Origin of the sequence: Allomuricauda sp. ARW1Y1 (assembly GCF_013407935.1) — a bacterium.
Classification (GTDB): domain Bacteria; phylum Bacteroidota; class Bacteroidia; order Flavobacteriales; family Flavobacteriaceae; genus Flagellimonas.
In genome coordinates this window covers 371,364-392,984 of record NZ_JACBZU010000003.1, presented here as the reverse complement: position 1 = coordinate 392,984, position 21,621 = coordinate 371,364, and the positions used below count along the sequence as shown (strand labels likewise).

The 21,621-nt window shown below is 44.5% G+C and carries 17 protein-coding genes; 3 read left to right on the top strand and 14 right to left on the bottom strand.

Annotated elements, in window-relative coordinates; translation table 11 throughout:
- Positions 1-3: 3 nt before the first annotated feature.
- The 10 genes from GGE08_RS10650 to GGE08_RS10605 form a co-directional block, all read right to left on the bottom strand.
- Positions 4-1,971, bottom strand: coding sequence for a heavy metal translocating P-type ATPase (locus GGE08_RS10650; protein WP_179384863.1), 1,968 nt, complete (start codon positions 1,969-1,971; stop codon positions 4-6).
- A complete protein-coding gene (locus tag GGE08_RS10645) occupies positions 1,968-2,342 on the bottom strand; it encodes a DUF3703 domain-containing protein (RefSeq protein WP_179384862.1) in 375 nt (124 codons plus the stop codon). Before GGE08_RS10645 ends, GGE08_RS10650 begins: the two co-directional genes overlap by 4 nt.
- A 59-nt stretch (positions 2,343-2,401) precedes the next feature.
- A complete protein-coding gene (locus GGE08_RS10640) occupies positions 2,402-2,818 on the bottom strand; it encodes a Fur family transcriptional regulator (RefSeq protein ID WP_179384861.1) in 417 nt (138 codons plus the stop codon).
- On the bottom strand, positions 2,815-3,453 hold the full coding sequence (locus GGE08_RS10635; RefSeq protein WP_179384860.1) for a cation diffusion facilitator family transporter: 639 nt from the start codon (positions 3,451-3,453) through the stop codon (positions 2,815-2,817). Before GGE08_RS10635 ends, GGE08_RS10640 begins: the two co-directional genes overlap by 4 nt.
- 4 nt (positions 3,454-3,457) lie before the next feature.
- Positions 3,458-4,657, bottom strand: coding sequence for an efflux RND transporter periplasmic adaptor subunit (locus GGE08_RS10630; protein ID WP_179384859.1), 1,200 nt, complete (start codon positions 4,655-4,657; stop codon positions 3,458-3,460).
- Position 4,658: 1 nt separating this feature from the next.
- Positions 4,659-9,002 (bottom strand): CusA/CzcA family heavy metal efflux RND transporter, encoded by a 4,344-nt coding sequence (locus GGE08_RS10625; protein WP_179384858.1) that lies wholly within the window; start codon positions 9,000-9,002, stop codon positions 4,659-4,661.
- 121 nt (positions 9,003-9,123) lie between these two features.
- Positions 9,124-9,381, bottom strand: coding sequence for a DUF6660 family protein (locus GGE08_RS16185; RefSeq protein ID WP_313790897.1), 258 nt, complete (start codon positions 9,379-9,381; stop codon positions 9,124-9,126).
- A gap of 120 nt (positions 9,382-9,501) precedes the next feature.
- On the bottom strand, positions 9,502-9,762 hold the full coding sequence (locus tag GGE08_RS10615) for a hypothetical protein (RefSeq protein WP_179384856.1): 261 nt from the start codon (positions 9,760-9,762) through the stop codon (positions 9,502-9,504).
- A gap of 2 nt (positions 9,763-9,764) precedes the next feature.
- Positions 9,765-10,034, bottom strand: coding sequence for a helix-turn-helix domain-containing protein (locus tag GGE08_RS10610; RefSeq protein ID WP_179384981.1), 270 nt, complete (start codon positions 10,032-10,034; stop codon positions 9,765-9,767).
- Between the two features lie 87 nt (positions 10,035-10,121).
- A complete protein-coding gene (locus GGE08_RS10605) occupies positions 10,122-11,330 on the bottom strand; it encodes a site-specific integrase (protein ID WP_179384855.1) in 1,209 nt (402 codons plus the stop codon).
- Between the two features lie 312 nt (positions 11,331-11,642).
- On the opposite strand from GGE08_RS10605, the gene GGE08_RS10600 reads away from it, so the two are divergent.
- The 3 genes from GGE08_RS10600 to GGE08_RS10590 all read left to right on the top strand — a co-directional run bounded on the left by GGE08_RS10600 (position 11,643) and on the right by GGE08_RS10590 (position 14,583).
- The gene (locus tag GGE08_RS10600) at positions 11,643-11,831 is read left to right on the top strand and encodes a hypothetical protein (RefSeq protein ID WP_127140698.1); all 189 of its coding nucleotides are present in this window, start codon (positions 11,643-11,645) and stop codon (positions 11,829-11,831) included.
- Between the two features lie 182 nt (positions 11,832-12,013).
- Positions 12,014-13,933: a DUF294 nucleotidyltransferase-like domain-containing protein gene (locus tag GGE08_RS10595; protein WP_179384854.1), complete on the top strand. Its 1,920-nt coding sequence runs from the start codon at positions 12,014-12,016 to the stop codon at positions 13,931-13,933.
- Positions 13,933-14,583: a PolC-type DNA polymerase III gene (locus tag GGE08_RS10590; RefSeq protein WP_179384853.1), complete on the top strand. Its 651-nt coding sequence runs from the start codon at positions 13,933-13,935 to the stop codon at positions 14,581-14,583. The genes GGE08_RS10595 and GGE08_RS10590 overlap by 1 nt, the downstream gene beginning before the upstream one ends.
- A gap of 32 nt (positions 14,584-14,615) precedes the next feature.
- Here GGE08_RS10590 and acs read toward each other — a convergent pair whose 3' ends face one another.
- The 4 genes from acs to GGE08_RS10570 all read right to left on the bottom strand — a co-directional run bounded on the left by acs (position 14,616) and on the right by GGE08_RS10570 (position 21,618).
- On the bottom strand, positions 14,616-16,523 hold the full coding sequence (gene acs / locus GGE08_RS10585; RefSeq protein ID WP_179384852.1) for an acetate--CoA ligase: 1,908 nt from the start codon (positions 16,521-16,523) through the stop codon (positions 14,616-14,618).
- A gap of 59 nt (positions 16,524-16,582) precedes the next feature.
- A complete protein-coding gene (locus tag GGE08_RS10580) occupies positions 16,583-16,951 on the bottom strand; it encodes a response regulator transcription factor (RefSeq protein ID WP_179384851.1) in 369 nt (122 codons plus the stop codon).
- Complete coding sequence (locus GGE08_RS10575) at positions 16,948-19,635, bottom strand: sensor histidine kinase (RefSeq protein ID WP_179384850.1); 2,688 nt, start codon at positions 19,633-19,635, stop codon at positions 16,948-16,950. The genes GGE08_RS10580 and GGE08_RS10575 overlap by 4 nt, the downstream gene beginning before the upstream one ends.
- Before the next feature lie 267 nt (positions 19,636-19,902).
- Positions 19,903-21,618, bottom strand: coding sequence for a sodium:solute symporter family protein (locus GGE08_RS10570; RefSeq protein ID WP_179384849.1), 1,716 nt, complete (start codon positions 21,616-21,618; stop codon positions 19,903-19,905).
- Positions 21,619-21,621: the final 3 nt, after the last annotated feature.

The window sequence follows — 21,621 nt, the reverse complement described above, 5'->3', positions numbered from 1 at the left end:
ATATCATTCCCATTTCTTTTTCTGTAAACGCACAGCATTAAAAATTGCCAACAATGCTACCCCAACATCGGCAAACACCGCTTCCCACATTGATGCCAAACCACCGGCACCAAGGATAAGAACAACTACCTTTACCCCAAAGGCCAGACCGATGTTTTGCCAGACAATCCTACGGGTGGAACGACCGATTTTGACTGCTCTCGCTATCTTGCTCGGTTGGTCGGTCTGGATGATAACATCCGCTGTTTCGATGGCCACATCGCTTCCCAAACCACCCATTGCGATACCTACATCGCTTGCAGCAAGTACTGGCGCATCGTTGATACCGTCGCCCATAAAGGCTACTGTGGTATCAGGTTGTTTTTTGAGTTTCTCGACTTCGTTCAGTTTATCTTCCGGTAGCAGACCACCTTTCGCCCAATCGATATTCAATTCTTCAGACACCTGTTGGGTAATGGAATCCTTGTCGCCCGAGAGCATTATGATTTTAGGGATACCCGCCTCTCGTATCTGTTTGATGGCTTGGTGGGCATCTTCCTTCAGTTCATCGGCAATGGTTACACTTCCGGCAAACTTTCCGTCGATGGCTACCATTACTATGGATTCGACTATAGTATCGGTCTCAGAGGGAACTTCGATGCCGTTGGAAACCATCAAGGCTTTATTGCCTACCAATACCTGCTTTCCGTTGACATTACCTTTCAGTCCCTTTCCTGCCACTTCAGAAACTTCGGTCGCTTCAAAATCCGCACCATCGGCCTTATATTCCAGAATTGCCTTTGCAATGGGATGGGTGGATTGCTCTTCCATCGCCATCAGGTATTGCATAAATTCCGCTTCTGCAAAAGCGGATTTGTTGACCACTTCCTTAATCTTGAAAACCCCTTTGGTAACGGTACCCGTTTTGTCCATTACCACGGTATTCACCTTGGTCATCGCATCGAGAAAGGACGCACCCTTGAATAAAATACCGTTACGGGATGCCGCACCTAATCCGCCGAAATAGCCCAAGGGAATGGATATGACCAGGGCACAGGGACAGGAAATTACCAAGAAAATCAGAGCGCGGTAGAGCCAATCCCTAAACACATAATCGTCCACAAAGAAATAGGGCAAAAACGTCAGTCCGATGGCAAGGAAAACCACGATGGGTGTATAAATTCTGGCGAATTTTCTAATGAACAGTTCCGTTTTAGATTTTCGGGCGGTGGCGTTCTGAACCATATCCAAAATCCGGGCAATGGAACTGTCCTTAAATTCTTTGGTCGTTTTTACTTCAATGACCCCATCCAAGTTGATGCTTCCCGCATAGACTTTTTCGCTCTTGGCGATGGTATCGGGTTTGCTTTCACCGGTAATGGCAGCCGTGTTCAGCGATGCTTTTTCTGAAAGTAAAATGCCGTCTAAAGGAATTTTTTCGCCTACGCGAACCTGAATTCTTTCACCAATCTCGACCGTTTCCGGATTGACCGAAACAAAATCCCCATTTCTATGAACCAATGCTTCATCGGGTCGTGCATCCAAGAGTGCCTTTATATTTCCCTTCGCCCGATTTACTGCAGCGTTCTGGAAGAGTTCGCCCACGGCATAAAATAGCATTACGGCCACACCCTCGGGATATTCGCCTATGGCAAATGCCCCCAAGGTAGCGATGGACATAAGGAAAAATTCCGTGAAAAAATCGCCGTTCCTGATACTGTTCCAGCCTTCTTTGATTACAGGAAACCCAACAGGAATGTATGCAACGGTGTACCAAACAATCCGCACCCATCCCTTAAAAAAAGGAAACGCATCAAAATAATCAACTGCAATACCAGTAATCAGCATTATAAAGCTGAAAATAGCGGGCAGGTAGGTCTTAAAATTGGATGCTTCTTCGGGACTGCTATGGTTATGTCCGTCATCGTGACTGTGTTCCCCTTGATGTTCTTTGGGGTCTAAATCCCGTAAGTTTACTTTTTTCTTTTTCATTCAGTTTTTCGGTATTTCTTTAAAATTTTGGCTATGTCTTCGGGCATTTCCATTCTTTTCAAAGGCGGTACGTTAATACCACCCGTATTTCCAATAGGTACGTGGTCAATAAATGATTTCCAGCCACCGACCAAAAGACGCAACACTTGACCCAGAACTTCTTTTATGCTTCGCTGGCGTAAGCCAAATTTCAACATTAGCCAATGGGTATAGGTATGTTCCAACGGGTAGGATTGGCCAAGGATATGGGAACGTTCAAGATGGTGCCAAGCTTGGGTCAGATTTCCACTTTGCAATGAAGAACGATAGAGGTTCAGTTCATCTAAATAAAATGCTCTAAGGCCTATTGGTATGGTGGTATTAAATTTCATAATTTATTATTCATTTTTGAAGTGCAAGGTATGTATCTGACCTATGCAACGGAAGTGCATTATTGTCCGCTGCACTTGTCGCAAATGCCCTTCAATACCAAATTGGCATCCTCTGCCACAAAGCCTTCGGGCAGGTTTATATGCGGAATCTTATGTTCGGTCAGGCAAACGGTCTCATCGCAATTGTTACAATGGAAATGCAGGTGCAAATCTTGTTCAAGCTCGCAATTGCAACCTGGTTCACATAGCGCATATTTATGAACACCAGTTCCGTCGTCTATTTGATGTACCACACCCTTTTGTTCAAAAGTTTTTAAGGTTCTGAAAAGGGTAGTTCGGTCCGCTTTCGCGAAAGCATTTTCAATATCCGTCAGGGCAACAGCAACTTCATTTTCGGCCATATACTTATAAATCAGAATGCGCATCGCCGTGGGGCGCACATCGTTTTCATTCAATCTTTTTTCAATTTCTTTCATTTTTTACCGAGTGTTTTTCTAATATTTTTCGCTTTGGTAAAGGCTTCCCAGCCTTCCTTTCCGGCATAGGGAACTATCAACAAAGCTGCAACAGGGTCTGCCCACCACCAGCCCAACCATTGTACGAGCAATAGCCCCGTAAGTACGACCACGGTTTGGTAGAGGCAGATAAAGGTGTCCTTAGCATCTGCAAGCAATGCTGGACTGTCGAGCTTATGTCCATATTTTCGTTTGTAGTAAATCAAAATTGGATTCACTATCAGGGAAACCAACAGAATCACTATTCCGACGGTAGACCACGAGGCTGTTTCTTGACTGATAAGTTTTGAAATGGAATCATAGGAAATAAATACACAGATGAGCGCAAAGGATATGGCGATGACATTGAGCGTTATCATTTTACGTTTTTCTACGCGCTTGTCGTCAATTCCCTTGATTTCACCGTGTAATCGCCAACCCAAGGTTCCCGCGCTTATGACCTCAATGGTACTGTCAAGCCCCCAACCGATAAGTGCCGAACTGTTCGCTGTGAATCCCGCTAGAAGTGAGACAACCACTTCGATTAGGTCATAGATGACGTTCCAGATTTGAAGTGTCCTCGCTGTTTTTAAGTCTTGTTTTCTTTTTGCTTCCATATTCTTAATGACTGTGTTCCGCTTCGCCCTTTTTTAGTTCCGCCATTAGATAGTAAGCGTTGTTGACGGCATACTGCGTATTCGGTTCTTGTTCGCTCAAAAAATCAATGGCAATCCAATCGCCATCGTGGGTGCCTTTGGTGATTTCAATGGGTCTGAACGACCAATCGTCACCTTCCTTTTCGGCCGAGAATACAAAGAATCGTTCACCATCGGCTGCTATGGCAGCTTCGGGCATCGCCTTAGTTTGTGTATTTTCCGTTTGGATGCGCCCCTGAATGTACATCCCGGGAATCAGGTTGCCTTCCTTGTTCTCAATTTCGGCGTGTACGTGAATCGCCTTCGGGTTTTGTTCAAAGGTCTTTCCTACGGAATAGATTTCGGCAGTCAGTTCCTTTCCCGGAATCGACTGTACATTGAATACCACTTTTTGGCCTTCCTTCACCTTATGGACATCCTTTTCAAAAACCATCAGGTCTGCGTGTACGTGATGGGTGTCCACGATTTCCATTAGGTCGGTCTGCGGATCCACGTACTGGCCAGTTTTTATGGCTACTTTTTCCACAAACCCTTCGATGGGACTTCTAAGTGCCACCCGCTGATATATAGTACCGTTCCGCACGCCAGATGCGCTAATGCTCAATTGTTGCAGTTGCGCTTCGAGACCGTTGACCCTGCTTCGGGATGCCTGGTATTCGGCTTCGGCCTTTTGAAAGTTGGCACCGCTGCCCACGCCTGCATCATACAATGTTTTTTGCCGTTCGTATTCTTTCTTGAGAAACTGGCTATTGCTGAAAGCATCGAGATAATCGGTCTGTTTTTCGATGATGTTGGGATGAGATAGGTAGGCGACGGTCTGCCCCTTGCTGACCTTATCGCCCTCAATGACCTCGATGGACACCACGTTGGCACCCACTACCGTTGTGACAGTAGCCTCGTTCTGTGGCGGGACTTCCAACTGCCCGTTGGCTTCCACGTACCCGTTCATATTCCACATTTTCAGGGTATCGACTTCCATTTGTAGGGCGTCAAACTGTTTGGCCGTGAGCATTACTTCCTTGGCTTCGCCCTCGGAATGTGCTTTTTCCGTTTCCGGATTGTCTTTGTTGTTCTCTGCGGATTCTTTTTTGGAATCGCCACAAGCGGTCAACGCCAAAAGCATCGCCAACAAACCAATAGCTGTATATTTTGATAGATTCTTCATTTTATCGCTTGAAATATTGTAGTTCGAAAACTGATTTTAGATAATTGTCGAGAGCGTTTAGCGCATCCATTTCCGTCTGTATGGCATCCCTGATGATTTGGGTAAAGGCTGCATAATCCACAGCGCCTTCCTTATAGGCCAACAATGCGCCTTGTCGCTGTTCCTCGGCAAGCGGTAAGGCCTTGTCCTTATAGAATTGCCAGGATGCTTCCCATTTTAGATAGGCTTGCAACGCTTGTTGGTATTCTGATTGCAGTTGGCGTTTGGTAAAGTCCGCGTTGGCTTTTGCGATTTCGCTTTCCAATTTGGCAGCTTTGACCTGACTGCGTTCGGCACCAGAAAACAACGGAAGGGATATTCCTGCCTGATAGGTGTAGAACCCGCTACTGCCGTTCACGCGTTGCAGTCCGCCTTGAAGGTTGAGATTGGGCAACAAATCGGAACGTTCAGCTTGGTAGCTGGCTTGGGCTTCCTCAATCCGTTTTTGCGAAAGTTCCAGTTCTGGATGGCTTTCTATGGTTGATGGAATTCCCAGTACTGCCACTTCATTTACATCAAGGGTATCGTGAACGGTATAGAACGTGTCGGAAACCAACCAAAGATTAAGCTTCTGTAGGGCAATTGCGTAATCGCTTTCGGCCTGTTGCAGTTTGTTGCTGATTTGCAACGCCTGATTCGTTGCCGATGAATATTCCAAACGTGAAATAGCTTCTACTTTATAGTTTAGTTCAATGGCCTTTTCAAATTGGGAATAGATGGAATCCAGTTCACGATAGAGTTCAAATTTCTGCCGTTGCTGATAGGCCTCTGACCACGCCTTTTTCACTTCCTGTTCCACTTGAAGTGCGGACAGGTCAAATGTGGTTTCCGCCAAGGCGATACGCTGTTTTTGCAACCGCTTCTTTGCACCGATACCGAACAGGTTGATGTTCTGCTGGCCGACGCCTACTATGGTATAGATGCCCTGGCCGTCCAAAATTTCCTCACCGCCCGTAAACATTTGGGTATTCCCTAAATCATAGGCCGTGCCCTTCAAGGCGTTCTGCTTTTGGATTTCCAGTTGTCTTGTTTTCAAGAGCGGATAGTTTTCCTTGGAAATTTCAACCGCCTGTTTCAAAGTAACAATGGGTAGCATATCGTTATGCTGAACTTGCTGCGCTTCCGCTTTCACGAAAGCAAAAAAGAAACAGACCACCACAGAAGCGGTTACGATTTTCGGATTGACCTTTATCTTGCGTTCCGAACGTTTTTCTACCCATTGATAGAAAATGGGAAGAATAAAAAGGGTTAACAAGGTAGATGTAATCAATCCACCAATAACGACCGTCGCCAACGGTCGCTGAACTTCCGCCCCTGCGGATGCGGAAATCGCCATAGGCAGAAACCCAAGGATATCGGTAAAAGCCGTGAGCATTATGGGGCGTACCCGTCGTTTAGTGCCCTCGATGATACGTTCTTTCAAATCGGTAACACCTTCCTCTTTCAGTTCGTTGAGCCCACTTATCATTACCAATCCGTTCAGTACGGCAACCCCAAAAAGCACAATGAAACCGACCCCTGCCGAAATACTGAAAGGCATATCCCTGAGCCAAAGGGCGAACACACCACCTATGGTGGCCATTGGGATGGCCAGATAAATCATCAGGGTCTGCGGAAAGGATTTTAACGCAAAATATATCAGGATGAATATGAGCAACAGCGCAATGGGAACCACGGTCTGCAATCGGTCACTTGCACGTTCCAGATTCTCGAATGCACCACCGTAGCGGATGTAATAACCTGCTGGCAACTTAAACTCTGCATCCAGTCTTGCCTGAATGTCCTCGACAACCGACTTTACGTCCCGGTCACGGATATTGATGCCCACATACGTTCTTCGGTTGGTGTTGTCCCGGCTTATCTGCATCGGTCCGGGTTCATAGCTCACTTCCGCAATTTCCCGTAAGGGTATCTGGGAACCGTTGGGCAGATTGATGAACAGATTTTGAACATCCTCGATATCCTGGCGGTTTTCCTTTTGCAACCGAACTACCAAATCGAACCGCTTTTCGCCTTCGAAAATCACACCTGCCTTACCGCCCGCAAATGCGGCCTGTACCACATTGTTGAGCTGGTCGATTTCCAGACCGTACTGTGCCAATTTATTTCGGTTGTAATCAATTGTTATCTGTGGCAGTCCGTCGGTGGCCTCGACTTTCATATCGGCCACACCGGGTACGGTCGCAATGATTTTGCCCATTTCTTCGGCCTTGCTTGCCAGCACGTCCAAATCCTCACCGAACAACTTGATGGCAATGTCTTCACGAACGCCTGTGAGCAGTTCGTTAAAGCGCATTTCGATAGGTTGGGTAAACTCAAAATTGACACCAGGGACGATGCTAATGGCACCTTTCATCTTTTCGACAAGTTCATCTTTACTTTCCGCAGATACCCATTCATCGGTCGGCTTGAGGATGACAAAGACATCGGCAATATCCATCGGCATAGGGTCGGTGGGCACATCGGCCACACCGATACGGCTCAGGACGGTTTCCGCTTCTGGAAATTCAGCCTTGACGATGCGTTCTATCTTAGTCGTGGTTTCAATGGTTTCCGAGAGTGAACTTCCGGGTTTCAAAATGGCGTGAAAGGCGATGTCGCCCTCATCCAATTGAGGGATAAACTCACCGCCCATTCTGGTAAAGACAATTATGGTCACCGCAAAAAGGGCAAGTGCAATACCGACGACTATTTTTCCCTTTGAAAGTGCCCTCGTTAGCAAGGGTTCGTATTTTCTTTCTATCCAATGCACGAACCTATCGCCATAGGATTGTTTTTTGGATTCTTGGGGTTTCAGGAACAAGGCGGATACCATCGGCACATAGGTCAGGCAGAGCAGCATCGCACCAATCATTGCAAAGATGAACGTGAGTGCCATAGGCTGGAACATCTTGCCCTCGACGCCTTCCAACGCCAATATGGGAAGGAATACTATAAGGATGATAAGTTGACCGAAAAATGCTGCATTCATCATTTTTTTGGAAGCCTTGGCAGCAATATCATCCCGTTTTTCCGAGCTGACCGTATTCTTTTTAGCCACGTAGGAATACATTAGGAACACCGTGGCTTCCACAATGATTACCGCACCGTCCACGATGATACCGAAATCGATAGCCCCCAAGCTCATTAGGTTGGCCCAGACATCAAATACGTTCATCAATATAAAGGCAAACAGCAGCGATAAGGGAATGGTCGAGGCCACAATCAGTCCACCACGCCAGTTCCCTAAAAGCAGTACCAGCACGAAAATGACAATAAGGCCACCTTCCAATAGGTTAGTGGTCACCGTTCCCGTGGTCTCGGCAATCAGTTCGCTACGGTCAAGAAACGGTTTAATGACCACGCCTTTAGGCAAGGATTGCTGAATCTGTTCCATTCGCTGAGTCACGTTTTCGATGACCTCGTTGGAATTCGCCCCTTTAAGCATCAGTATCATACCGCCAACGGCCTCGCCCTTACCATCTTTGGTCAATGCACCATAGCGCACCGCACTTCCGATACGTACAGTTCCCACATCCTTGATTTTAATGGGAATACCCTCAACGGTCTTGACGACCATATTTTCAATATCCGAAACACTTCTGGCGAGACCCTCGCCACGGATAAAATTGGCCTGATGGTTACGCTCGATATAGGCACCACCCGTATTCTGGTTGTTGCTTTCAAGGGTCTGGAAGACTTCCGAGATCGTGACACCTATTGCTCGCAGCTCGTCAGTGTCAACGGATACTTCATACTGTTTTTTGTTCCCACCAAATGCATTCACTTCCACAACACCGGGAACCATCGCCATTTGCCTGCGGACAATCCAATCCTGAATTGTTCGCAGTTCGGTAGCCGAGTAGTCGTCTTGGTATCCTTCTTCAACTTCAAGCGTGTACTGGTAGATTTCGCCCAACCCCGTTGAGATTGGCCCGATGGACGGTTGGCCAAAACCTTCGGGAATCTGTTCGCGTACTTCGGTCAGTTTTTCGGAAACGAGCTGTCGAGGTAGGTAGGTTCCCATATCATCATCGAAAACAACCGTTACCACTGAAAGTCCGAAACGAGATACCGAACGGATTTCCTTGACATCAGGAAGGTTGCTCATCGCCACTTCCACGGGATAGGTCACGAACTGCTCTATATCCTCTGTACCCAAATTGGGCGATTGCGTGATGACCTGTACCTGATTATTCGTAATATCCGGTACAGCATCAATGGGAACCTGGGTCATACTGTAGATACCGGCACCTATGAGTGCCAAGGTGAGCAGACCGATAATAAATTTGTTATTGATTGAAAAATCAATGATTCTGTTAATCATAGATTTAGGTGTTAATTCAGTTAAAATTGAAATTGTGCTTTCGTGCAAACGAAATACACCATTTGAAGTTTTCTAAAGCTGAAAACCTCAAAACCGGATATGGCTATCCTGTAAAACTGAATTAAACCTGCGGGGGCTGAAAGAGAGAGAAAGTAATATCCTTACCTATATTGTCGAAGTGGGCAAAATTATCCTGAGTAATGGTCGCTTGAAACGGTTCGAAGTTACGAATACCAAAGTGTATCGTGTGAACGTGACAGCAGTGGCAGTGGCAAAATGGCGAGCAGAGTTCGCAATCGTCACCGTGGTCGCCATCAAAATCAACTACTGAAACGGTTTGGGAATCGTCGGCAACATTCCCTGAATCGCTACAAGGCACTACATTGAGCACCAAGAAGTATGTCGATAGTATGATTGCCAAAACTTTCACGCTGCAAAGATAACAAGATTTAGGTGCAACTGGGTTGCAAAGGAGTAAATGCTGTGAGAAGTATTATTATCAAATAGAGATATTGAATCCCTTGTCTTTGTCGCTCTTAGGTTTAACACTCTTATTACGGCCCAAACCCAATTCTGTTTGCTTTTCTCCTGCTATTTCGCTACAAAACTCGGCCATTCCTGCCTGCATAGCCGTTGAGTAGATGCTATTTTGATTTGCTTCACGAAACATGGGGGAGGTCAAATTCAATTCTTTAGCCAAGTCATAGCCAAGATTGAATGCCCTTTTATATTCCTCATCAATTTTTAGACTTTCTTCCATAACTAAAAAGTTTCACGAACATTTGCCTCGATGTACTCATTAATTGAATCCCTATCGTATAGAATAACTTTCTTTTGAGGTTGGGAAAATCTGATTTTACCTTCATCCCTCAATTTTTGCAATGTAGTGGTAGATTTTATTTTCAGATGGAACATTGCCTCTTCACCGTCAATCCATTTTTCGGGTTTATCGGCTCTTTTTTGTTCTAAATGCTCCACTACTTTTTCAAATAGCGCATAAAAAGCTTCTTCTTGTAGGCAGACAACTTGCATCAAATACAATTATTAAAGGTACAAGGTATCTGAATATTTGGATTGTATTGAAACCTTTCGACAAAATGTAAGAAGTAATGGATGTTCTTAAAAGTTAACGACCTTTTCCAATGCATCGTCGGTTTCTTTATGCATAAAATTCGACTGGTAATTCACCGTAGTGGTAATGGATGAATGTCGATACAACTTTTGAAGCATGTGGAGCGGAATCCTATCACCGGAAATATTTCCAAAGCTATGGCGGGCAATATGCATGGACAATTTCTTATCAATTCCCAGTTTCTCAGCGACAAGTTCTAAACGTCGATTGAGATTGCGAGTAATTGTTTTTATCCGAATGGCGAGCTTCTTTTCATTTTTGAAGTCGCTCTCATCAAGATATGGAAAAATAAAATCATCCTTGCTTTTCCTAGAGGCAGCATACTCATCTAGAATCTTTTTTGCTTTATCTGGAACAACAAGCGATTGTAATTTTTGATTCTTGCCCATTCTATAATAAAGACGACCATTTTTAAAATCGCGCCATTTCAACTTGATAACATCTGCGACACGTACGCCTGCGAAATAAAAACTTGTAAGCCATGTATTAACAGCATGTTGCTGTGCCGGGGTAATGTCGGATGCTGTTTCCAATAGCTGTACCTCCGCCTTGTTCAACCCTATTTTTTCAGATTCCGGGAATTTTATTTGGATTTTACCTTTGCCAAATGGATAATTGCTATTATCAACATGATATTCTTTTCTCGCAAAATTGTAAATGGTACGAATAAGCATTAGGTAGTTAATTGCGGTTCTTGGTGCGACTTTCCTTTCATATAACAAGTAAGCTTCGAACCGCTTTAACAAAGTGAAATCCAAATCAGAAAAGGATAGTTCCTTTCGCCCCAAAAATGATTTAAAAATATCCAACCTCTTTTCCTGATTGTACTTTTGATTGAATTTTTTTCTTTGTAAGAGATTGGATAGAAAAAGCTCACTAGCTTGAAAAAAATCCATTTTAGACTTTCCAATAATTTTTTTCTTTATCCTCTTGACTGAATCTTCACCATTTTCGTTCTCACTTGCTACCAGCTTATCATTAGCCTCCGACAATTTTTTGGTCAGTAGATTGTTCAATCGATTTGAATTCGGGTGGGATTTCTTGATCCTACTGTATTTTGCGTCCCAAAACTTTTCATCGATGTATTGACCGGTATACAGAAAAGTGGATTTTCTATCTTTAGTTACACGAATTGCTAGGGGAAATAACCCTGCCTTGTTCGCCTTTCTTCTCAAAACTGCTCGTATTGTAGCCATAGCCCCTATCTTTACTGTATAAAGATACGAAATTCAGGTACAACATAGGTACAACATTTAGCATTTTTTCATGAATTTTTATGGTTTTTTTGAACACACGTTTATTCGTAATCAATTCATAAACAACTGATTATTAAACCATATAAGACCATATCGGTACAAATGACCCAGAATTCATAACCCGGAGGCCGGGGGTTCAAGTCCCCCTCTCGCTACAAAAAAATAAAGCCATTTAACGATTTATTAGTTAAGTGGCTTTTTTATTTTTCCGTATTTTTTTTCCTAACTTCAAGACTTTAAACCAACCTTCGAATGAATTACTTTAAAAAGTTAGGGACTCCCAATTTGCTCATGCTTTTGCTCTGCGCCATGATCATTATTGTGGCGGAATACCTCTTCCTTACCGGCAACACGGAGCATGGCCTCTTTGTGGGGCTATGGGCACCAACCCTTCTGGGCGTGATGATCTACCTAAAACTTGTGGACAATGACAGCAAATGATATCGTTTTAGGGTTTTCCATTGTTGTGATTGTTCTGGTGGCCATCTGGGCCATCCTCATGATAAGGGCCTACAACAGGGCAAGCAACGGAAAATAAAATTGCTCCGCCCATTGCCCGAATACCAAAGCATTTTGATTTAAGTGAACGGAGTTGTTCATATTTCCCTTAATTTTAGGTGACTATGAAGAATACCATTTCCGAGCGCATCGCCGATTTTCTCAAAAACTATCCTCCCTTCAATGCCATGGAGCCCAAACAATTGGAGCAATTGGCCTTGGAGGTGACCATTATCCATAAGGAGACCAATACGACCGTTTTTTCGCAGAACGAAAGCCCCCATTCCCATTTCTATGTGGTAAACAAAGGGGCTGTTTCCTTATCCAAAGCAGCTTCCAGTCAAATATTGGATATCTGTGATGAGGGCGACGTATTCGGACTTCGCCCCCTTTTGGCCAACGAAAGCTACAAATTGGAAGCCAAGGCCTACGAAGAAACCATCCTGTACGCCATCCCCATTAGCGACTTTAAACCGTTGGCGCTCGAAAACAAACGTATTGGCAATTTTTTGATAGAAAGCTTTGCTTCCAACACCGGTAACCCCTACTCCATCAAACATCGCGGAAAATTATATGGAGAAAGTGGTGATTCCAATCAATATTCCAGTGATAAAATATTGGATCTTCAACCCATCAAATACTCCACGGACCTTATCACCTGTAAAAAGGGCACAAAAATTAAGACCGTAGCCGATAAAATGACCAAGCATAACATTAGTTGCTTACTGGTGATGAAAGATGAGCTGCCGGTTGGCATCATAACCGATAAGGACCTTCGGAAGAAAGTGGCAACCGGCCTATTTCCCATTACTGCCACGGCCAAATCCATCATGACCTCTCCCCTGATCACCTATCCCAAAGGGCTCACTTTGGCACAATCCCAGATGGCCATGATGAAGAGCGATATCAGTCACTTGGTACTTACCGAAGATGGTACTACGGATACCAAAGCAGTGGGCATCTTGTCCAAACACGATATTATGGTGGCTGTTGGCAATAACCCGGCCGTGCTCTTACGCGCCATCAAACGTGCAACCAAATACAAGAGGTTACGAAACATCCGCCATGGCATTATGAACTTACTACAAGGCTATCTGGACCAAAATATTCCTTTGGGATTGGTGGCCAAAATCATTTCGGAACTGAATGATGCCTCTACCAAACAAGTCATTAAAATAGCCTTATCAAAAATGGAAACGGAGCCTCCCGTTCCATTTACATGGCTGAGTATGGGTAGTCAGGGGCGTGGTGAGCAATTATTAAATACGGATCAGGACAATGCCATCATCTTTGCGGATGTGCCCGAGGAACAATTGGAATCGACACGGAGCTATTTTTTGGCCCTTGGTGAACGGATTTCGAAAGGATTGAACACCATAGGGTTTGAATACTGCCCTGCCGAAATGATGGCTTCCAACCCGGCTTGGTGCCACAGTTTGAATGAGTGGAAAAAGGTGACCCAACACTGGATCCATAATCCAGGACCGGATGAAATCCTGTTATCCTCTATTTTTTTTGATTACAATGTGACCTATGGGGAAAAAGCGTTGGCCGACGAACTCTCCCAAAGTATTTTTGAAAATGTCCAAGGTTATCCCCAGTTCTTTACCCATTTGGCAAGCGGAGCCCTACAAAATCCTTCTCCCTCTGGATTTTTCAGGGATTTTTTAGTGGAGCAGGATGGCGAGCACAAAGACTTTTTCGACTTAAAATTGAGGGTGCTCATGCCCATTATAGATGCGGCCCGTGTGCTCATCCTATCCCATTCCATCAAATCCATCAACAATACGGCAGAGCGTTACGAAAAACTGGCAGAGCTGGAGCCCAACAACAAAGAACTGTATCTCGCCTGTTCCTACGCCAGCAAGGCATTGCTGAAATTCAGGACCCGTCAAGGGCTTCTGCACAACGATTCGGGAAGATATATTGCTTTGGATAAATTGAACAAAGAGGAAAAAATCAAACTCAAGCGAACCTTTAAGACCGTCAAGGAAATCCAATCCCTCTTGGAAATACGGTTCCAAGTCAAAAATCTGTTGCGCTAATGTGGCCATTCACCAAAAAGAAACCTTTGGAACTACCCGATTTTTGGTGGGAGTATGAAGCGTATTTTAAGGAACCGCTTCCGGATGATATCGCAGAAAATACGTTTGTGGTCTTGGATACGGAAACAACGGGTTTTAGCTTGACCCGAGACCGGATGCTTTGCATTGGAGCCTTAAAATTGAAGGACAACACCATTGTGGTGAAGGACAGTTTTGAGGTGTATATCGCACAGGAACATTATGACTCCGAAAGTGCGGAAATCCATGGTATTCTCAAAAAACACAAAAAGGACTCCTTAAATGAACTAGAAGCCCTGAAACGTTTTTTGGTATATGCCAAAAACCATGTTTTAGTAGGGCATCATGTGATGTTCGACATTAATATGATCAATGCCGCACTCAAACGGAACGGGCTTCCCAAGCTGAAGAACAAAACATTGGATACCGAATCACTTTATATTCGGACGCTTTTGATCTCTACCGTAGTTCAAAAAAAAGAGCGGTATTCCTTGGACGATCTGGCCAAAAAGTACAGTATCTCCAGAAAGGATAGGCATACGGCGTTGGGCGATGCTTTTATCACTGCCATTGCATTCTTGCGAAGCGTAGAAAAACTAAAACCCAAAAAAATAAAGGACCTCTTACGATAAGAGGCCCTTTACCCATATCTGATAATGTCTGCTTACAGACTTTCCTTCATGATGGACTCCACCACTTCTGGGTTCAACAAGGTTGATGTATCGCCCAAATTGCTGGTATCCTTTGAGGCAATTTTTCGGAGAATCCTTCGCATGATCTTACCGCTTCGTGTTTTGGGCAGTCCTTCCACAAATTGGATTTTATCCAACTTGGCAATCGGGCCGATATGCTCGGTGATCAATTGGTTGATTTCCTTTTTCAGGTTATCCCGATTACGGTCCTCCCCTGTTTCTTTCAGAATAATATACCCGTAGAGTGCATTTCCTTTGATGTCATGCGGGAATCCGACAATGGCAGATTCAGCCACAGCAGGATGCTCATTGATGGCATCTTCAATCGGAGCGGTACCCAGATTATGGCCTGACACAATAATAACATCGTCAACCCTTCCCGTGATTCGGTAGTAGCCCACCTCATCTCGCAGGGCGCCATCTCCCGTAAAATATTTGCCTTCAAAGGCAGAGAAGTAGGTATCCTTGTACCTCTGGTGATTGCCCCAAATGGTCCGGGCTATGGAGGGCCATGGAAATTTGATGCACAATCTGCCATCCACTTGGTTTCCTTTGATCTCCTGACCGTTTTCATCCATCAATGCGGGTTGTATTCCCGGCATCGGAAGGGTCGCATAGGTGGGTTTGGTCGGCGTGGAAAATGGAATGGGCGAAATCAGTATACCCCCTGTTTCAGTTTGCCACCACGTATCTACAATGGGACATTTCTTTTCCCCAACATGGTCGTTGTACCAGTGCCAAGCTTCCTCATTGATAGGCTCCCCGACGGTTCCCAGAACTTTGAGGCTGGAAAGGTCATACTTGGTCACGAAATCAAGGTTCTCCTTGGCCAAGGCCCGAATGGCTGTTGGTGCCGTGTAAAACTGGGTCACTTTGTGCTTTTGCACCACATCCCAGAACCGACCAAAGTCGGGATAGGTAGGTACTCCTTCAAACATTACCGTAGTGGCGCCGTTGGCCAAAGGTCCGTAAACAATATAGGAGTGACCAGTGATCCAACCAATATCTGCGGTACACCAGTATACATCTTCCTCTCGATATTGGAACACATTTTTAAAGGTGTAAGCGGTGTACACCATATAACCTCCCGTTGTGTGGACCATACCCTTAGGGCGTCCAGTAGAACCAGAAGTGTACAGGATAAATAATGGGTCTTCCGCATCCATAATTTCGGGTACGCAGTCCGAATAGGCTTTATCCAAAAGTGGTTGCACCCACTGATCACGACCTTCTTTCATAGTAACTTTCCCTCCTGTGCGCTTGGTCACCAAAACGGTTTCCACATCAGGACATTTTTCCAATGCTTCGTCCACTATGCCTTTAAGGTCGAGTACCTTGGCTCCTCGGTAGGAACCATCAGAAGTCAATACAGCTTTCGCGCCACAATCGTTTATCCTGGTGGATAGTGCGGTAGAAGAAAACCCTGCAAAAACAACGGAATGTATGGCCCCTATTCGCGCGCACGCCAAAACAGCGATGGCTAAATCTGGAATCATGGGCAAATAAATTACCACCCTATCGCCTTTTTTAATCCCTTGTTCTTTTAGGACGTTGGCATATTTACACACGCGCTCATGCAATTCGCGGTAGGTAATGTGTTCTGCTTCCTCGTTTGGGTCGTTTGGTTCGAAAAGGATGGCAGTCTTATCTCCTCGGATGCGAAGATGTCTGTCGATACAGTTTTCGGTGATGTTCAATTGGGCTCCTTTAAACCAACTGATTTCTGGCTTTGAAAAGTCCCACTCCAACACCGAATCCCACTTTTTGCGCCATTGAAAGTGCTCTTCGGCCACTTCTTCCCAAAATCCTTCGGGATTCCTCACTGATTTTCGATACACCTGAAAATATTCCTCCAAGTGTTTGATATGATAATTACTCATCTAATATTGTGTTTGGTTATTATGTACATTATTCGTTTAGTTTCTAGTTTTTAATTGTGCTAGGCCAATAGCTCCTCTATTTCAGAAATTACCTTTTTCATGGAAAATGGCTTGGTCAAATAACGGTCCGCACCCATTTTCAAGCCTTTTTCAACATCCTTCTCCTTACTTTTTGCCGATAGGAACACAATTTTGGTGTGTGCCAAATCCTCGTTGTCCTTAACCTGTTTCAAGGTCTCGTACCCATCCATTTCGGGCATCATGATATCCAAAAGAATAAGATTTGGTTTTTCCCGGTTCGATATTTCTATAGCTTCTGTGCCGTCCCGGGCGATAAAAACCTCGAAATCCTTCTTTTTGAACGCATACTCCAACGACATCAAAATGTTGGGCTCATCATCCACGATCAGTATTTTTTTCTGCTTCATTGTTCCTTCGGTATTAAAAATCTAATAAGTGCTCCTTTTTTATAGTCTTTGTCCACAGAAATAGTCCCTGCATGACTCTCTACTATTTTTTTGCAAATCGCCAAGCCCAATCCACTGCCTTGTGGTTTTTTGATGTTTTGGTTTTTTGACTGATAGAATTTATCGAAGATATATGCCTTGTCCTCATCGGGAATCCCTCGACCATTATCCTTGACAACGACAGACACTTCCGTTTCGAGCTCTTCCAAAAGAATTCTAATTTTTCCCGTTTGTGGTTCCGTGAATTTAAGGGAATTTGACAACAAGTTGGTCAACACTTGCAAAATTCGGTCTTCATCATAGGTCGCAAATACGTTCTGTTTTTTTGAAAATTTGATGCTCATCCCTTTTTTTGATGCAATCTGCTCCACTCCATTTATCGCCTTTCGTATAGTATCCGACATATCGTGTTCTTCCATTTCCAATTCCGTTCGGTTACCTGACAGTTTTTCCAAATCAAGAATGTTCCGAATCAAGGTGTCCAATCGGTCACTGTCCTTGTTTATATTTTCCAGAAACTTTGCCCGCAGTTCGGCTGGCATATCGGCATCCTCCAGAACTTCGGAGGCGGCCTTGATGGACGTAACCGGCGTCTTGAGCTCATGTGCGACGGTATCCAAGAATTCATCCTTTAGTTTGTCCTGTATGCGAAGCTCCTCGTTTGCCGATTTGAGCTGCTGTGCCATGGCAGCCAATTCGTTGGACTTTTCCTGTAGCAATTTATTGTTGGCTTTGGTCTCCTTGCTCTCCTCCAAAATATGAAGCACCTCCACCAAGCTTATGGGAGTTTCTTTGGAAACTGAAGCCAATAGTATTTTTGCAGAGGCACTCCCAATGCTTCCGGTTAAAAGTTTCTCCGAAAAATTGATCAACCGTGCATCCGCACGTTCCTCGGTTTCCGAAATATTATATTTTCTATTGAACAACTGCAAGGCCCTGTTAGTTCGTTGTTCTCCCAAAAATCGGTTCAATAGACGTTTGATATCGGCCACATAGGCCTCGCCCTTCCAGATGAATCCTCCTTCTTGTAGGTTTCCATAATTTTCATGGTTGACAAACATCTCAGCGTAGTTCCTTTCCCTATAGTTCCCTTTGGTATTAAGCGAAAAAGCAACAAAACTCAATGTGTTGAATGCCATACTCCATAAAAAGGCATTGCTCTCCGGCGATAAATAGTCAAATCCGAAGGTCTGGGCAGGTTTGAACCATGCGTATCCAAACAACCCCTCCGATAAAATATCTACATTCGGCCTAACTATATTGCTGATTACAGGAAGAAATATGGTATAGAAAACAATCGCTAAGCCAACAAGCATCCCTGTTTCTGCCGCACGAGCCGTTCCTCTTCTCCATGTTAATCCCAAAAAGAAAGAGGGTGCCAGTTGCGCAATGATCAAGAATGATATCAAACCAATGGAATACAACGATAATTGCACGGAAAAGCGGATATAGAAAAAATAGGCCGCGATAATCAATAAGAAAATGGAGATTCTTCTAATATTCTTGATGCGCTTCGCATTCTCCTCAGGGTTTCCCTCTACCAATGTTTTGATAAAACCGTAGGGAATAACAATATTGTTGCTCACCATGGTGGATAGCGCCAAAGTGGAGACCACGATCATGGATATTACCGTGGTGAATCCACCAATAAAAACCATAACGGCCAATCCGTAGTCGTTTTGCTGCAAGGGCAACAACAAGGAGTAATAATCATGGTTCACTGTTGCATCCAAGCGTATGTTGCCTGCCCATGCGATACTGATTACAAACACATTGAACAAGAGAAGGTATAGCGGAAACAGCCAAATCGCCTTGCGCAAATGGTTCTCGTTGTCATTCTCCACCACGGCAACATGGAACTGACGAGGCAACAAAAAAATGGCGAAAAAGGATAAACAAATGGTGAACAACCAGTTAAAACCATTCCCAAGTCCTCCAAAGGTGGTCAATTGGTCAAAATTTTCCCGTAGGCTTGCCTGTTGGTAAATATCCGTAGTGCCATCAAACAGATAAAAGGCAACATAGACCCCTATCGCCAAGAAAAAACAAAGTTTTAATATGGACTCCAAAGCCACCGTGGCCACAATTCCTTTGCGGTGTTCTGACGTATCGGTGGATAAGGTTCCGTAAAAGGCCACAAAAACGGCGATGAGCAATGCAATGTAAAAGGTGGAGTCGTCAAAAAATCCGGTAGATTGATAACTTCCCTTGGCCGAAATCAAGGAAAAAGTTTCGGAGACTGCCTTTAACTGTAGCGAAATGTAGGGTATAATGGCAAACAAACAGGTTAAGGTGACCAATGCACCCAATTGACGGTTATTCCCATATCTAATAGAAATAAAGTCGGCTATGCTCGATATTTTGTGCTGCTTGGAGATGCGGATTACCTTTTTCATAAGGACTATCCAAAGTGGCATGGCCAAGACAGGACCCAAATAAATGGCCAAAAAACTGATTCCGGAGCTCGATGCGATTCCCACACTGCCGTAATACGTCCAAGCCGTGCAATACACCGCTAGGGAAAGTGTGTATACATAAGGGTTGTTGGTCCATTTGCTTCTTTTGTTTTTTTCGGCAACATAGGCAATAACAAAAAGCATGGACAAATACAGCACAATGACCAATCCTACGGCATAGTTACTCATAGAATCGTTTTAAAATTATATACATCAAAACGACGGCAATCAACCAACTCGAAAAAATGAAAACGTAAAATATGGGAAAACCCAACACCTGTCCCTCTCCATCGAATAAAGTGACGAAGGGTACGTTCCATAAAAAGAAAAGTACTATGGAAATGAGTATTAATTTCTGCTGATGTCGCTTTTTCATTTTTAACGTATGCTTGGCTCCATGGAAAATTACAAAAACGGTACGGTAAATTGATACCGCACCGTTTTGGCAACCGATTATTAATGTGAAGACGCTTCTCCTGCACCGCTTGGTATACGGATACGCTCCACTATTTCCTGTACTTCTTCCGGTGGTTCTGGAGTAAACCTGTTGACCACTAGTGCAACGATAAAGTTCACTATCATCGCAATGGTTCCAAAGCCTTCGGGAGATATACCAAACCACCAACTATCCTGAAGTCCGGCAACAGCTTCCTTACCACCGTCAAAAATTCCAAATTTGAATTTGAGCATATAGAAGAGCATCAAACATAGACCGACAATCATACCGGAAATAGCTCCCTTGCTGTTCATCTTCTTATAAAAAATACCCAATATAATGGCTGGGAAGAAAGATGCAGCTGCGAGACCGAAGGCGAGGGCGACCACGGCGGCCACAAAACCAGGCGGATTTATCCCGAAATAGCCAGCAATAACCACTGCAACGGCAGCAGAAAGTCGTGCTGCCCATAGTTCACCCTTTTCAGATAGGTCTGGTTTAAGTACGTTTTTGATCAAATCATGGGAAACAGATGATGATATGACCAACAGAAGTCCAGCTGCTGTTGATAACGCTGCAGCAAGTCCACCAGCCGCAATAAGACCAATCACCCACGCGGGAAGGTCAGCAATTTCTGGGTTGGCCAATACCATGATATCACGGTCTACGGTAAGCTCATTTATTTCTGGTGCGGCCACATATTGTATTTTACCGTCACCGTTTTTATCGTTGTGGGCTATCAATCCCGTGGTTTCCCAACGACTGAACCATTCCGGCATATCATCATAGGCTTTTCCGCTTACCGTCTCGATCAGGTTGGTTCTGGCAAATACAGCTACCGCAGGGGCCGTTGTATACAAGATGGCAATGAACAACAACGCTAATCCTGCCGATTTTCTCGCATCACGTACACGTTTCACGGTAAAAAAGCGAACGATTACGTGCGGTAATCCTGCCGTTCCTACCATAAGGGCAAGTGTGATGGCAAAGACATCAATTACACTTTTGGAGCCATCGGTATACTCTGCAAAACCAAGTTCGGTGGAAAGACCATCCAATTTATCCAACAGATAGGTTCCCGACCCATCGGCAAGGGTGCCTCCAAATCCTAATTGTGGAACGGGGTTGCCCGTCATCTGAATGGAAATGAAAATCGCAGGGACCATAAAGGCAAAAATCAACACACAATATTGTGCCACTTGGGTATAGGTGATTCCTTTCATACCTCCTAAAACGGCATAAAACAAAACGATTACCATACCAATCACCACCCCTGTAGTGATATCCACCTCCAAGTATCTGGAAAATACAATCCCCACGCCACGCATTTGTCCCGCCACATAGGTGAAGGATACAATCAAAGCACAGATTACCGCTACAATCCGAGCGGTTTTGGAGTAATAGCGCTCCCCGATAAAATCGGGTACGGTAAATTTTCCGAACTTTCTCAGATACGGGGCCAATAAAAGGGCCAAAAGCACATATCCACCGGTCCATCCCATCAAATACACTGCACCATCATAACCCGCAAAGGAAATGATACCCGCCATGGAAATGAACGAGGCGGCTGACATCCAATCCGCTGCTGTGGCCATTCCGTTTGCCAAAGGGGAAACGCCTCCTCCTGCTACGTAAAATTCTTTGGTGGATCCTGCTCGGGACCAAATGGCAATTCCTATATACAGACCAAATGACAAGGCTACTAAGACATAGGTCCAAATTTGTACATCACTCATAAT

Coding starts and splice junctions, on each gene's coding strand:
- GGE08_RS10605 (WP_179384855.1), bottom strand. CDS start 11,330: ATGGCTACAATACGAGCAGTTTTGAGAAGAAAGGCGAACAAGGCAGGG.
- GGE08_RS10635 (WP_179384860.1), bottom strand. CDS start 3,453: ATGGAAGCAAAAAGAAAACAAGACTTAAAAACAGCGAGGACACTTCAA.
- GGE08_RS10600 (WP_127140698.1), top strand. CDS start 11,643: ATGAATTACTTTAAAAAGTTAGGGACTCCCAATTTGCTCATGCTTTTG.
- GGE08_RS10625 (WP_179384858.1), bottom strand. CDS start 9,002: ATGATTAACAGAATCATTGATTTTTCAATCAATAACAAATTTATTATC.
- GGE08_RS10575 (WP_179384850.1), bottom strand. CDS start 19,635: ATGAGTAACTATGCCGTAGGATTGGTCATTGTGCTGTATTTGTCCATG.
- GGE08_RS10590 (WP_179384853.1), top strand. CDS start 13,933: ATGTGGCCATTCACCAAAAAGAAACCTTTGGAACTACCCGATTTTTGG.
- GGE08_RS10640 (WP_179384861.1), bottom strand. CDS start 2,818: ATGAAAGAAATTGAAAAAAGATTGAATGAAAACGATGTGCGCCCCACG.
- GGE08_RS10630 (WP_179384859.1), bottom strand. CDS start 4,657: ATGAAGAATCTATCAAAATATACAGCTATTGGTTTGTTGGCGATGCTT.
- GGE08_RS10610 (WP_179384981.1), bottom strand. CDS start 10,034: ATGCAAGTTGTCTGCCTACAAGAAGAAGCTTTTTATGCGCTATTTGAA.
- GGE08_RS10645 (WP_179384862.1), bottom strand. CDS start 2,342: ATGAAATTTAATACCACCATACCAATAGGCCTTAGAGCATTTTATTTA.
- GGE08_RS10615 (WP_179384856.1), bottom strand. CDS start 9,762: ATGGAAGAAAGTCTAAAAATTGATGAGGAATATAAAAGGGCATTCAAT.
- GGE08_RS10580 (WP_179384851.1), bottom strand. CDS start 16,951: ATGAAGCAGAAAAAAATACTGATCGTGGATGATGAGCCCAACATTTTG.
- GGE08_RS10595 (WP_179384854.1), top strand. CDS start 12,014: ATGAAGAATACCATTTCCGAGCGCATCGCCGATTTTCTCAAAAACTAT.
- GGE08_RS10650 (WP_179384863.1), bottom strand. CDS start 1,971: ATGAAAAAGAAAAAAGTAAACTTACGGGATTTAGACCCCAAAGAACAT.
- GGE08_RS10570 (WP_179384849.1), bottom strand. CDS start 21,618: ATGAGTGATGTACAAATTTGGACCTATGTCTTAGTAGCCTTGTCATTT.
- acs (WP_179384852.1), bottom strand. CDS start 16,523: ATGAGTAATTATCATATCAAACACTTGGAGGAATATTTTCAGGTGTAT.